This window comes from Thermophilibacter sp. ZX-H3 (genome assembly GCF_052599055.1).
The window spans coordinates 4,524-18,136 of record NZ_JBQXES010000004.1; the positions used below are offsets into that span (position 1 = coordinate 4,524).

9 protein-coding genes are annotated in these 13,613 nt (G+C 67.1%); all 9 read right to left on the minus strand.

Annotated elements, in window-relative coordinates:
* Nucleotides 1-135 precede the first annotated feature (135 nt).
* Nucleotides 136-900, minus strand: a complete 765-nt coding sequence (locus tag ACULPM_RS02575; RefSeq protein WP_445331786.1) for a mechanosensitive ion channel family protein — start codon at nucleotides 898-900, stop codon at nucleotides 136-138.
* 20 nt (nucleotides 901-920) lie between these two features.
* Complete coding sequence (locus ACULPM_RS02580; RefSeq protein ID WP_445331785.1) at nucleotides 921-2,216, minus strand: HipA domain-containing protein; 1,296 nt, start codon at nucleotides 2,214-2,216, stop codon at nucleotides 921-923.
* Nucleotide 2,217: 1 nt separating this feature from the next.
* Nucleotides 2,218-2,433, minus strand: coding sequence for a helix-turn-helix domain-containing protein (locus tag ACULPM_RS02585; protein ID WP_167929949.1), 216 nt, complete (start codon nucleotides 2,431-2,433; stop codon nucleotides 2,218-2,220).
* A gap of 133 nt (nucleotides 2,434-2,566) precedes the next feature.
* Entirely contained in the window at nucleotides 2,567-5,128 is a 2,562-nt protein-coding gene (locus ACULPM_RS02590; protein ID WP_167929950.1) for an ATP-dependent helicase, read from the minus strand.
* Between the two features lie 173 nt (nucleotides 5,129-5,301).
* Nucleotides 5,302-5,754, minus strand: a complete 453-nt coding sequence (locus tag ACULPM_RS02595; protein ID WP_167929951.1) for a MarR family winged helix-turn-helix transcriptional regulator — start codon at nucleotides 5,752-5,754, stop codon at nucleotides 5,302-5,304.
* A 113-nt stretch (nucleotides 5,755-5,867) separates the two neighbouring features.
* Nucleotides 5,868-6,707 carry a Cof-type HAD-IIB family hydrolase gene (locus ACULPM_RS02600; protein ID WP_445331784.1) on the minus strand — a complete coding sequence of 280 codons (840 nt, stop codon included), beginning with the start codon at nucleotides 6,705-6,707 and terminating at the stop codon, nucleotides 5,868-5,870.
* Nucleotides 6,691-8,466 carry a class I mannose-6-phosphate isomerase gene (locus tag ACULPM_RS02605; RefSeq protein WP_167929953.1) on the minus strand — a complete coding sequence of 592 codons (1,776 nt, stop codon included), beginning with the start codon at nucleotides 8,464-8,466 and terminating at the stop codon, nucleotides 6,691-6,693. Before ACULPM_RS02605 ends, ACULPM_RS02600 begins: the two co-directional genes overlap by 17 nt.
* A gap of 148 nt (nucleotides 8,467-8,614) precedes the next feature.
* Entirely contained in the window at nucleotides 8,615-13,120 is a 4,506-nt protein-coding gene (locus ACULPM_RS02610; protein WP_445331783.1) for a GH32 C-terminal domain-containing protein, read from the minus strand.
* 60 nt (nucleotides 13,121-13,180) lie between these two features.
* A complete protein-coding gene (locus ACULPM_RS02615; protein WP_167929955.1) occupies nucleotides 13,181-13,555 on the minus strand; it encodes a hypothetical protein in 375 nt (124 codons plus the stop codon).
* Between the last annotated feature and the right edge of the window lie 58 nt (nucleotides 13,556-13,613).

Genomic DNA, 13,613 nt, shown 5'->3' on the forward strand with positions numbered 1-13,613 from the left:
CCTCCTTCACCGGGGGGATGGGCCGTGTGAGGAAAAGACAACGCTTGGGCGAGAAGAACCGTCGCCAATCCCCCGCACGACCGGTCCGCGGGGGTTTGGCGACGCTTTCCGGGGGCGGCGGTCCCGCCGCGCGCCCTACACCGCGCTCGCGAGCCAGGGCCGCCCGGAGAGCGCGCGGGCCAGGCGGTCCTGCGCCGTGGAGAAGACCACGTCGGTCTTGACGTGCAGCCTGACCTCGCCCTGCGTGCCGTAGGCGGTGAAGGCCGAGAAGATCACGTCGGTCTCGAAGGCGGGGTCGAGCAGGTCCGCGAGCTCGCTCGCCGCCACGCGGCAGCACTCGTCCGCCACGGCATTGAGGTCCGCTCCCGGCACCACGGCGATGGGCACCCCGCAGTAGCCCACGCTCCAGGGCGTGATGCGCGTGAGCGCGGTCTTGGAGAGCACCGAGTTGGGGATGACCTCCTGGGCGCCGCCGCGCATCATGACGGTGGTGCTGCGCCACGTGACGTCGGTGACCTCGCCGGTCACGTCCCCCACGGAGATGTAGTCGCCGGGCTGGACCGCCTTGCTCAGCATGAGGCTGATGCCGCCGATGATGTTGGAGATCGTGTCCTGCATGCCGAGCGAGACCGCGATGGACACGACGCCGAGCGCCGCGACGAAGCCCGCCGGATCCACGCCGAAGACCGGCCTCATGACGCTGAGGAGCGCGAGCACCCAGATGAGGGCGCGCCCGATGTTGATGAAGAGCGAGGCGCTCGGCAGGTCCGAGGCGTCGAGCAGCTTGTGCATGAGCCGCATGACCACCCGCTCGACCAGCCAGGCGATCATCACGGCGGCAACCAGGGTCACGCCCTTGTCGAGCCACCCGCCCGCGTCGAGGCCCAGTAGGTGCTCCATCGTGTCTCCCCCTCAGTCCGTCATGCCCTTCTTCCCGAACAATACTCGCTCAGCACCCCCACGCGGGGCATCATGTTTTCGATAAGGTCATCCGCAACGTAGGGGGTCGACTCGAGCACATCGCCAAACTCCCCCTCCCCGGCACGTCGGACGCCCTCGACAAGCCCTTCGACGAGAGGGCTCGCCAGACGTCTGAGCGCGGAGTCCCTGATGCCCAAATCGGCGGCGAGCGCGCGGAAGCTGTCGGCGGTCACCTCGTCAACCGTCCGCGCATCCCCGATTCGCATGGCAAGCCTTCTGGGGTGATGGGGAAAGAACGTGGTGCTCACGACATCATATGCGGGCGCGAGGCTAACGATCGCCCCTCCATCGCGCGCCGGCCCGTCATGCGTGATTGAGTAGTTCTTCAGATGCGCGTCGCAGTTGCCGACCAGAAACGTGAGGCAGACCATCTGGGCCAGGGACGCCACGTCGCGAGCGGGCCTGACGCTGCGCATCCGAAGCAGGTCCGCCATGGCATGAACGCTTCCCCCCTCAAGCTCGGCATACTTTGAGCCGCCCGTGACTCCGACCGCCTGTGCCACGTCCTCCTGATGAAGCCTGTCCACCACGAGCCCGCCTTCCACGACCAAGGTGCGCCGGTCAAACCTCTCGATGGCAAGCACCGGATTGCCAACGTCGAGCAGGGCAGTTTGGGAAACCGTCATCCCACAGAACGCCGCGGCGGACATACAGAGGTACTCAACCTCGGGGAGGCCGCGCAGATGGCTTGTCTTGAGGATGTGCGTGCTCGCCGAGAGGCCAACGGGACGCAGCCATCCGGTGCCGATGGGAGATCCGGGCATGTGCGCCAGGGCCGTCTTGGACTGGGTGCCGGCAAGGGAGAGGCGCGTCGTGACGTTCTCCCGCGCGGTCTCCGCGTCGCTCAGGAACATCTCCCTCAGCTCGCCCGCGTCAAGCGGGACGTATCCATCTCCGCTCTCCCCTGGCAGACGGGCGGAATCACAGATGAGGACGTCGCCGATGCACTCCCTCCCACAGGCAACAAGGAGGCCCAGCCAGTCCTCCTCGGCAAGCCCGAGCTGGGCGGCAAGGGCAACCCGCGTCTGCCCCTCAGCGAGAAGGCCCTCGAAATAGGGTCGGATCTCGACGAGGCCAAACTTCCCCTCCCCGAGGGGGAGTGAGAGCGAGAGCGGCCTGGCATCGGCCCGAGCGAGGTAGCCAGAATCATACGAGAAGGCGTCTCCCAGCTCTCCAAGGGTGCCCACAAGAACCGGAGACCTCTGCTCCAGCCTGTAGACGGAATAGCCCGACATGCTACCCCCTCGGCTCTGCCACAAGATCTATTCCCAGCATCGTCAACACGCTCAGGACCTTTCCCACCTCGGCGCTCTCCTTACCGTTCTCGAGCTGGGAGAGAAACGTGACACCGACGCCCGAAAGTCCCGCAAGTTCAGCCTGCGTAATCCCCTGCCTCCTCCGCTCAAAACGAATCAGGGAAGCGAGCTCCCCGACGTTTGCCAACCGAGTCATAGCCACCTCAACTTATGCGTACACGTAAATATCCGCCAATTGAAGGCTAATATATGCGTTCGCATAAATCAACAGCAGATGCCGCAGAATTTATGCGAACGCATGCGTGACGCGAAGGGGATGCCCCTACGCGTCACCCCTCGATCTTGACGAGCGGGGCGAAGCCCTTGAGGAGCTTCTTGGTCTTGCCGGTGCGCGTGAACTTGACCTCGATCGTGTCTCCGGAGACGGAGAGCACCGTACCGGGGCCGAAGGTCTTGTGGGAGACCTTGTCGCCTGCCGAGAAGGACGTGGAGGGCGCGGGGCGCGCCGGCGCGGCGGCGCGGGGGGCCGAGAAGGACGACGCCTTGGGGGCCACGCCCGTGGAGCGCGTGCGCGAGCCGAAGACGTTGCCGCCGTAGACCGAGGAGCCGCGCCCGCTGCCGAAGGTGCCATGACGGTCCCCGCGCTTCTCCCAGCCCACGCCGGTGAAGCCCGAGGAGCCCACGCCCGTCCGCTCGATGTCGGCGGCGGGGATCTCGTTCAGGAAGCGGCTCGGCGGGTTGGCCTGCACGGAGCCGTACGTGCGGCGCGTGGCGGCGTGCGTGAGGTAGAGCTTCTTGCGGGCGCGCGTGATGGCCACGTAGGCCAGGCGCCGCTCCTCCTCCACGGCCGCGGGGTCGCCCTCGTAGGAGGTGTGCGGGAAGATGCCCTCCTCCATGCCGGCGACGAAGACCACGGGGAACTCCAGGCCCTTGGCCGAGTGAATGGTCATCATGGTGATGGCATGCGTCTGGCCGGCGAGGGAGTCGAGGTCGGAGCGCAGGGCCAGCCACTCTATCAGGGCCGGGAGCTTCTCGGAGGCGACGGGGGGCCTCGCTGCGGCCGCCCCGCCCGCCTCCGGCTCACGCTGCGCGAAGTCGCCCACGGCGGGCGGGGCGGCCGCAGCGAGGCCTTCGGATCCGGAGGACTCCCTGCCCGCGGGCTGGCCCTGCGCGCCGACCTCGACCGCGCCGGCAGCCGCCGCGCTGGCAGGAAGGTCTTGGTCGAGGGCGCCCGCGGCCCGCAGCTGGGCCAGGGACTCGAGCGTTTCCACCGTGTCGTGCGTCTCGTCGAACTCGGCGGCGACGCCCATGAACTCGCGGATGTTCTCTATGCGGCCGTCCGCCTCCACGGAGTGCTCCGCCTCGAGGGCGCGGATGAGGCCGGAGCGGTCCACGATCGCGTCAACCACGTCGGCGAGCTCGCCCGTGAAGTGGCGACCCGCCTCGATGACGCCCGTGAACTCCGCAAGCGCCGAGCGCACCTTCGCGCCCAGAAGGCCCGTCTCGGCGATCGCCAGCTCGCAGGCCGAGAAGAACGAGATGCCCTCGTCGGCGGCGAGCTCGCGAATCTTGTTGATGGAAGTGGTGCCGATGCCGCGCCGCGGCGTGTTGACCACGCGAAGCGCCGCCACGTCGTCGTCCGGGTTCACGACGAGCTTGAGGTAGGCCATGACGTCGCGGACCTCGGCGCGGTCGAAGAAGCGCGTGCCGCCCACGATCTTGTACGGTACGCCCGCGCGCAGGAACATGTCCTCGAGGATGCGCGACTGGGCATTGGTTCGGTAGAAGACGGCCATGTCGTCGTAGCTCGTGCCGCCGTCGTGGAGCTTCTCGATCTCGGAGCCGATCCAGCGGCCCTCGTCGCGCTCGTCGGAGGCCTGGAACACGCGGATCTTCTCGCCGTCCCCCGCGTCGGTGAAGAGGCGCTTGGGCTTGCGGCGGGAGTTGTTGGCCACCACGGCGTTGGCCGCCGCCAGGATGTGGCCCGTGGAGCGGTAGTTCTGCTCGAGGCGCACCACGTGGGCGTCCGGGTAGTCCTTCTCGAAGTCCAGGATGTTCTGGATGTCCGCGCCACGCCAGGAGTAGATGGACTGGTCGTCGTCGCCCACGACCATGAGGTTGCGATAGCGCGCGGCCAAAAGGTTGGTGATCGCGTACTGGACGTGGTTGGTGTCCTGGTACTCGTCCACGCTGATCTGGCGGAAGCGGTCCTGGTAGCGCTCCAGGACCTCCGGGCGCTTGGAGAGCAGCTCGAAGGTCTTGACCAGCAGGTCGTCGAAGTCCATCGCGTTGGCCTTGGCGAGGCGGTGGTCCAGCTCGCGGTACACGCGCGCGGCGGCGCGGTCCGCCGGGTTGGAGGAGCTCGCCATCTCGTCCGGCCCCACCATCGCGTTCTTGGCGGAGGAGATCTTGGCGCGGATTGAGTTCATCGGGAACTGCTTCTGGTCGATGTCCAGGTCCGCCATGATGGTCTTGACCAGGCGGCGCGAGTCGTCGTCATCGTAGATGGTGAAGTTGGGGCGATACCCGATGAGCTCCGGGTCCTCGCGCAGCATCCGCACGCACATGGCGTGGAAGGTGCAGACCCACATGCCGCGCGTGCCGTACGGGAGCAGGGCCTCCAGGCGCTCGCGCATCTCGGCGGCGGCCTTGTTGGTGAACGTGATGGCCAGGACCTGCCAGGGCCTCACGCCCTCGTCCGCGATCATGTGCGCGATGCGCACCGTGAGCACGCGCGTCTTGCCCGAGCCCGCGCCCGCGAGCACGAGCAGCGGGCCGCGCGTGCACTCAACCGCCTCGCGCTGGGCCGGGTTGAGGCCGTTGAGGTCGATGACGGGTGCCGAGGCCGGGGCGGGCATCGGCGAAAAGAGGGTCTGCTGGTTCTGGGTCATGAAGCCCCCACGTTCTTCTCGGTGACTGCGTGCCCTACGAGTGTAGCGGCATGACCGGACGGCAATTGCCGGGATCTGGCTACCCGACAAATGCCGACAAAGGCGTCAGGGCAGTTTGTCATGAAAAACATGACAAACTGCCCTGACGCCTTTGTCAGCATCCGCCAGGTCGGCTACTTGTGCTTCTTGACGCCGCCGAGGATGTCGTCCTTGTCGTAGGTGAGGCTGTAGGCGATCTCGAGGCCGCGCAGCAGCTCGCGGGCATCGTGCTCCCCCATCTTGCTCAGCGTGGCGGCAAGGCTCGATACACCATCGGAGCTGTGGTCGTGGGCGTGGCGGCGGCCCTCGTCGGTGCAGTAGACGAGCACGCGGCGCCGGTCCTCCTTGTCCTGCTCGCGGACCACGTAGCCCTTCTCCTCGAGCGAGTCGATGATGCGGGTCATGCGCGGCCGCGTGTACCCGAGCGTCTTGGCAAGCTCGGAGGGCGTCATCGCCTCGTCCTGGCGCGAGACGTACTCGAGCACCGGGTCCTCACCCATCGACATGCCGTATGCCGTCCCGATGGAGCCCTTGGCGACCCCCCGGGAGTACATGATGAGCTTCTTTGCAGCGTCCTCGTAGTCCATCTGCCTGCAGCGGGCCCCTTCATCGAAGCGCGGCGCTACGGCCACGCCAAACACATCCTCTGACTGATTAATAGTAGCAACTTTCCCCGCGCCCCGCATTCTATTCACCTCTTTCAAATAAGTGAGAAGATTGTCTCGGCGAGGCCGTCGTGGTCGTTGTCGAGCGCCGTCACCCGCGACGCTGCGTCGCGCACCTCGGCGGGCGCGTTTGCCATGGCCCAGCTCTCCCCCACCGCGCGCAGCATGTCGATGTCATTGCGGCCGTCGCCAAAGGCGTCCGCGTCCGCGGCGCTCACCCCCAGATGCCGGCAGACGGCCTCGACCCCCTCGGCCTTGCTCACGCGGCCGTCCATTACCTCGCAGAGGATGGGTGACGAGCGCACCACGGCGAGGTTGGGGAACGCCGCGCCCAGCTCGCGCTCCGCCCGCTCCACCGAGGCCGGCTCCCCCACGAGGAGGAACTTGTGGAGGCCCCGCTCCGAGAAGTGCTCCTCGAGCGTCCCCTCGACGGACTCCACGCCCACGATGCGCTCCTCGCGCGCCACGCGCGGGTCCGAGCGGTCCGACGTCACCCACGTGTGATAGCCATACGCCATACAGCAGACGTCCGGCAGGGCGCAGACCACGTAGTCACGCACCTCGAGCGCGCACCCGAGCGCGATGGGCCTGCTCAGGAGCTCCGCCCCGGCGGCATCGAGCACGTAGGCGCCCCCATAGCACACGACGGGCCCCACGTTGCCGAGCTCGCGGCGAATCTGGTCGAGCGCCTCGGGCATGCGCGCGGAGACGAGCACGAGCGGGATTCCGCGCGCCTCAAGCTCCCTCGCCGCCGCGGCCGTCCGAGGGCTCACGCGATGCGACGCGTCGAGCAGCGTCCCGTCAACGTCGCTGAACACGGCGGCGGGCAGGCTGCGCCCTCGCTCTTCTCGCCCGTCATCAGGCCTCTTCGTCATTGTGACCACCTTCCGTCCCCCGCACGCTCGCGCGCACGAACATGATTGGACCCTCGCAGCCGTCTGCGGGCCGAACCTCATAGGCGCCCACCGAGGCCGGAACGATGAAGGTCTCTGCATGGTGCACCCTCAGGGGCTCGAAGGCGCCCTCGGGACTCCTGACCAGCGCCTCCGCGCCCGCCACCAGGTTGAGCACGTTGAGCGTCTCCCGCGTGTCCAGAAGTGCCGAGCCGCCGGGCGCCACCGTGTAGCGCCGGCACAGGATGGGCTCTAGCTCATGCAGGCCCGTCACCTCCACGCGGTCGGCGCCGCTGGGCTCGTCGACGTCATGTGCGCGGTTGACGAGGTTCTTCTCCACCCACCCGGTCGTGCGGTCCCAGCGGATGACCTTGCCCCCATGAGCCAGGTGCACCGGGCGGGGACGCCCGTCAAGGCCGAGCCGGCCCCAGTCCCAGAGCTTGAAGGTGAAGAGGTACGGCGTGGCGCTGATCTCCAGCACCATCGTCCTCGCACCCGAGCAGTGGACCGTGCCCGCCGGGATGAGGAAGTGGTCGTGCGGCCGTGCCGGGATGCGGTTGACGTAGCGCTCAGCATCGAAGGGGGCTCCTCCGGCGTTGGCGTCCTCGAGCGCGGCCATCATCTCCCCCGGGTCCACCCCCTCGTGAAGGCCCAGGTAGACACACGCCCCCTCCTCCGCGTCCAGGATGTAGTAGCTCTCGTCCTGCGTGTAGGCCATGCCGAACTCCCGGCGGATGTAGTCCGTCGTGGGGTGGACCTGCAGGCTCAGGTTCTGCCCGCCCATGGTGTCGAGCAGGTCAAAGCGAATGGGGAACTCCGCCCCATAGCGCGCGTAGACGCCCTCGCCAAGAAGGGCGCGCGGGCGCAGGAGCGTGAGGTCCATGGCGGGCAGGCGCACGACGCCGCCGTCCAGCTCGAAGGCGAGCGCGTTCTCCTCCGGCACGCCGTCGAAGGACCAGGCGTAGTTGGGCGCGTCCGCGGGCAGCCCAAAGTGCTCGCGCATCCACTGGCCGCCCCAGACGCCCGGGTCGAAGTAGGGCTCGGTCCTGAAGGGGCGGCTGGACGCCACGTCGAGGGCGGCTCGGAAGGCCTCCCCGTCCATGGCGCGCGGCAGGTCACGCTCATCGGTCCCCACCACATAGTCCGCCCGCTCGAGCAGGCGCGCCTTGTGCCGGTCCGCGAGGCGCCACTCCACGAAGTAGCCGCGCTTGACCTTGCGCAGCACGTCCTCATCCCCGTTGTCGCAGCCGTAGTTGGGCATGCCGGCTCGATAGCGCAGCTGAATCTCCCAGCGTGTCACGTCCAGGTAGACGAGCACGTCACCGGGGTGCACGAGCGCCGCCCCGAAGCCGCAGACGAGCACGAGGCCGCTCACGCCCTCGACGCACCAGCGCGCGGCGAGAAGGGCGCGGGCGTCCATGAACTCCTCGAGCTCGCCGAAGCACATGCGACCGAAGACCCGGTCGTCCGTCAGGAAGGGCACCATGCGGCGCGTGAGTTCGGCGGGCTCGGGAAAGAGCGTCCGCGTGTCCACCATCACGTCCGGGTGCAGGCGCGACATCTGCGAGATGACCTCGTCGTCCCGAACGCCGGGATAGGAGTCGCACACCAGGACGCAACGCCCGCCGTTCCGAGAGCGGACCCTCTCCACGCGCGCGGAGAGCTCGACGAGAAGGTCGTCGTAGCCCACGATCGCCCGGTGCCCGGGCACGCGGATGGTCGGATGCCTGTCGTATGCCATGATCTCCTCCTTGCCGTGGTGCCCTTCGGCCATGCTCGCGTCCGGGCGCCGCATGGGCCCCCAGGCGCGGGCCGGCCGCGGCGCGCGGGCATCAGTCCCGCGCGCCAGCCGGCAAGCCGGGGCGCCCCAGAAGGACGCCCCGACCTCGCTACTTCCTCTTGGACCTGCCGAGAAGGACGCCCGCGCCCGCGGTCACGGCACCGAGCGCCGCGATGCCGCCCACGGCGACCGTGGCGTCACCGGTGTCGGGGACCCTGCCGGAGCCGCCAGACGCCTGATGGGTGCCGCCCTTGTCCTCGGAGCCCGTGCCGCCAGGCCGCTGGCCCTCATCGCCGCCGGGCCGCTGGTCGCCGCCGGGCAGCTGGTCGTCGCCGGGCTGCTGGTCGTCGTCGCCGGGCTTCTGGTCGTCGCCGGGCTCCTCACCCGTGTCGGCCCGCTCCAGCGCCGCGAAGGCATCCCTGACGGACTGTGCCGCCGCTGCCATGTCCGCGGAGGTCGCGTTCTTGTCCGCCAGCAGAGCCCGGGCCTCCTCCAGCGCATTCTGGAGCGCCGCCCACGATTCTGCGGTGTAGTCGGAGGCGTCGAGCCCCTCGACCTTCTCGCTCACCTCGTCGATGGCGCCCTGAAGGTCCTGAGTGGGTCCCTCGGTTGCCGAGCCGCCCACGTAGAAGTTCTCGAAGGTGGTCTGGTCGGAGTCCCACATGCCGATGGCAACGTAGCCCTCGGTATCGGTGTAGTCGGGATCGCCTTCCTGGAGGGTGTAATCAAGGTACTGCTTACCGTTGATCTCGACCTTGATGGTCTTGCCCTCCACCGAGATCTTCACGTGGTAGTTGCCCTCGGGGTCAACCTCAACCGCGTGGTCGTCCTGGTAGAGCGTCTTGTCGCCCTTGAAATCGAACAGGCGAATCTTGCCCGCGCCGTCGAGCTGGATGGCATAGCAGCCCTGGTAGGCATCCTGCACCTGGCTGCCGAAGATGAGGTTCTCCAGGCCGGTCTTGTGGTGGACGTCAATCTCGTACGTCAGGCCGTCCACCGGGTACTTCTCGCTCGAGAACAGGAAGCTGTTAGCGCCCATGCCGTTCACGTGGAGCACCGAGCCGTCGACGTAGAATGCGCCCGTCGGTCGAGAAACGCCTGCGACGTTGGTCCGGAGCTCGCCCTCGTACACGCTCACCGTGATATCGCGGCTCACGTTCGGGTCGCTCTTGCTCGCCACGGTGATCGTGGCGGTACCGCGGGCGTTGCACGTCACGCGCAGCCCGCCCTCGGTCTGCTCGGCAGATGCGACGGAAGGATCGCTCGAGGTGATCGTCAGGTCCTGCGGAGCAGCGGCGGGAGACACCCACGCGCTGATGTCCGCCGTGGTGCCCGCGTAGCCCGTCACCGTGTCGCGAGAAAGACCGATGCTCTGGGCAGAGGAGCTCGGGTTGCCCGTCTGCTCGTCGCCCCAGATGGTCTCGAGCGGATACACCGTCGCATCGAGCGTGGCGGTGCCGTTCTCGCTGAACGCCTGCAGCCCGTCAGCAAGCGGCGACGGGAAGATCTGGTTGGCTCCGGCGGCAACGTAGTCGCCGGTGAACACCTCGATGCTCATGCGGTCCACATACACGTGCAGGGTCACGGATCCGTCCTCGTTGTGGTCGACGTTTGCCTGCGAACGCGGCTGGGCGAACGCATCGTTCAGGATGGAGCCGGACTCGCTGCGGTCGAGCGTGATGGTGTCCGTGGCAAAGTCGTAGGAAACGCGCGTCTTCTGACCTGCGCCCACACGCACGTCAAAGCCCACGGTAGGCTGCTCGCCCTTCCCGGGCGTGAACGTAGCCTCGATCTCGTAGGAGGTTCCGTTGAAATCGATCGGGGTCACCGCATCGTCTTCGCCGAGCTTCAGCCCGTCAACGGTCACCTTGCCGCTCTCGTCGCGCAGGTCATCGAGGCTGTCGACCGGATCCTGCGTGAGCCGGTACGCGTCGTCTGAGTCCTGGGTGAGGCCCAGCTTGACGGGAAGGTTGTAGGTACCGTTGAAGCGCCAGTTGCCGGTATTCTGAACGAGCTTGTTGTAGTCCCAGGTGTTCATCCAGTTCATGGCAACAAGCTCCGGACATTTAACGCTGCCCGACGTGCCGAAGTCGCTGCCCGCGTTGAAGTAGGTCATGGCGGCGTAGGCGTCGCGCCCGAAGTTCATCGTGTAGTCGGGCGTACCCTCGTCCTGCACGAAGGCGTACTGGCCGCCCTCGACGTTGGTGGAGACCACATTCTTGAACTCGCCGACCTTGTAGCTCGTACCGCCGCGGGAGAGAATCCACTTGACGGTGCCGTCCTCGGCCTTAACAGGGTAGAGATCGGGGCACTCGGTGTACACGTGGTTCTCGGTCCCCGGCTCGTTGAGATAGCTCTCGCCCTTCCAGTGAACGAGGTCGTCGGAGGAGTAGAAGCGCACGGGGCCGCCGGCCACGATAAGGAACCACTTGTTGTCGAAGCGGAAGACCTTGGGGTCGCGGAAGGCGCCGTCGGCGGGCGTGATGATGTCGTCGGTGCTGTAGTCGAGAAGAACGTCGTCGTACTTCTGGTAAGCGCCCATGGTCTGGGTACTCCGGTCGTAGGTGGCATAGGCGAGCGTCAGGCGCTGCTTGCCGTCCTGCCCCGCCCGTCCGTTGGCCGTGACGATGAAGACCATGCCCTCCTCGCCCTCGGCAAAGATCTCAGGCGCCGTGGAGTGGTCGGCGTACACGCCGCAGCCGGAGAACTGCGCGCCGTACTCGTCCGGGTAGAGGGCGATCGGCTGCTCCTCCCAGTGCACGAGGTCGGTGCTCGTAGCGTAACCCCAGTGCATGGGACCCCAGTCGGTGTCGGTATAGGCCTGGTAGTAGAAGTGGTACACGCCGTCGGAGGTCCTCACAAGGCCGCACGGGTCATTGCCCCAGCCGTTCTTGACGCTGTAGTGGAACTGGTCGCGCTGGTCCTCGTAGTAATACGTGTCGTCCGGCCCCTCGCAGAAGACGCGCAGCTGGTAGACGGCAACGGCGCCCGTCTCGGAATCCTCGACGGTGAGGGTGTACTGGTTGAGGCCCTCGTTGCGCGCATCGGTCCCGCGGTCGGTCACGGGAACACTCACGATCCCGCCCTCAGGCTCGTAAACGTTTCCCGCCTCGTCGGCCACGCTCACGCGCGCATCCGCGTTGGTCGTCTCATACGCGATGTTCACGCTATCGGCCGAGTTCCGCACGTATCCCACGTACACGTAAGCCGTGTCCTGGAACGCAAAGGGCATGTCAACCGCATCGCCCGTGATGTTGAGGCTCGTGAGCTGCGGGGTGTTGCCCTCGGTGAGCGGCGTGGCCGTCACGTTCTGATAGGTTACGGCAGCGTTGAACGAGAGCAGGCCGCAGTACCCCTCGCGCAGGGCGGTGTTCTGCCCATAATGCGCGTAGACCTCTTCGTTGTTGGCCTCGGTGCCCAGGGTGTAGTCCGCCGTGCTCGCCGTCTTGGTAACGGCGTTGCCCTCGGCGTCCTCGTAGGACACCGAGAAGACCATGTGCTTGCCGATGGTCGTGACGCTCAGGTGGAAGGCGTCAGAGACGCTCGCGCCAAGCTGGATGGGGGACAGCATGTCGTATGCGATGCGCCCCTCGTTGGCGGTCTGCTCGAACTTGAACAGGCGGCACTCGCCCGTCTTGGGGTTGATGTTGGCCACGTAGGACTGCATGGCACCGAGGTCGCCCTCGTCGCTGTGAAGCACGAGCGACGCGGCGCCGTCCACGTCGGCGCTCTCGAAGGACACGTCCGCTGAGTAGACCATGTCACCAAGGGATGCCGCCTCGTCCTGCCAGCGAACCATGTAGTCGCCACCCGAGGATGCGACCCACAGCCCATCCGCCGTCTCGACCGTCTGGCCGTTGCCGAACATCGTGTAGTCACCCGAGAGACTGGTCTCAAAGCCGTCTCCCTCCTCGGGGACATCCGGGTCGGGCAGCTCGAGCCCGGCGTCCTCGCTGATGGTCACGTTGGAGAACGTCGCCGCGGAATTGAAGGTGAGAAGCCCCACGCAGCCTCCCTGCCAGCCCTGGATGGTGGCCGATCCGCTGACCTCGTGGCCCGCGGCATCGGATGCCGTCACCCTGCAGAGGCCCGTCTCGTCAATCTGGACCCTCAGGTGGACCGTGCCCGTCGTGTCAAGACCCGCGGAATCAACCTGATTCTGTGGGAACGTTATCAGGTCCATGCTATCATTCACGCGGAAGAGGCGTACGCGCTGGTCGGCGCTCTCGTTGTTGAAGTTGAAGCCGTACCACGTGCCGCTTCCCGGCTCCGCCGCGTTTGTCGCCCCCACGACGAGCGCGGCGGATATGCCGTCGGTCACCTGCACGTCGGCCTGGTAGTCCAGGCTTTGGTAGGCCTTTCCGCCCTCGAGCATGGCAAAGTGGTCGCCGTCGCGACGCGAGACGTCCACCGTCCCGTCCTCGCAGGTGACCGTGCCCCCGCTTGCGCTCACGAACTGCGTGAGCGTCGTCAAGTCGGACGCCCCGGCATCCTGCCGCGCAACGACGGGAGCCGGCGACTCCGCCGCAAGGGCGATCGCCGGTGCGCCGGCGCCTAGGGCACAGACCGTCCCCAGAATCACCGCCAACCGTGCGGGCCGCATTGCTGAATCCATGTCAAGCATCTCCTTTCCAGTGTTTCGCCAAATTAGTGGGCCAGGCAGCAACCGCCGTGGTTACCTGGCCTTTCCGCCGTTCTTCTCGCCTTTCGCGTTCTTCTCGCCGCCCTTGCTCCTCCCGTGCTCGCGCGCCCACTCGTCGAGGTCCACGCCGGCAGCCGCAAGGATGTTCCTCACGTTCTTCTTGGCGTTGGTCGTCCCCACCTTGAGGACCACCGAGACGAGCGCCCCCACGACGAGAAGGGCAACGCCCAGCACGCCGAAGCCCGTCCCTCCTCCGCCATAGAAGCCCCAGTAGCCGACGATGAAGCCGGCGGCGACGAGCGAGTAGCCGATGCGCAGCCACACGTTCAGGCGCTGGATGGCGTCGGTCTGGAGCCTGGCCTCGCGGATGAGGTCGTCGCGGGTCCAGTTGGAGGTGTCGAGTGCCATGAGGGTTCCTCATCTCTAGAGACGCGCCCGGGCCGCAGGGGAGATTCCGCGGCCCGGG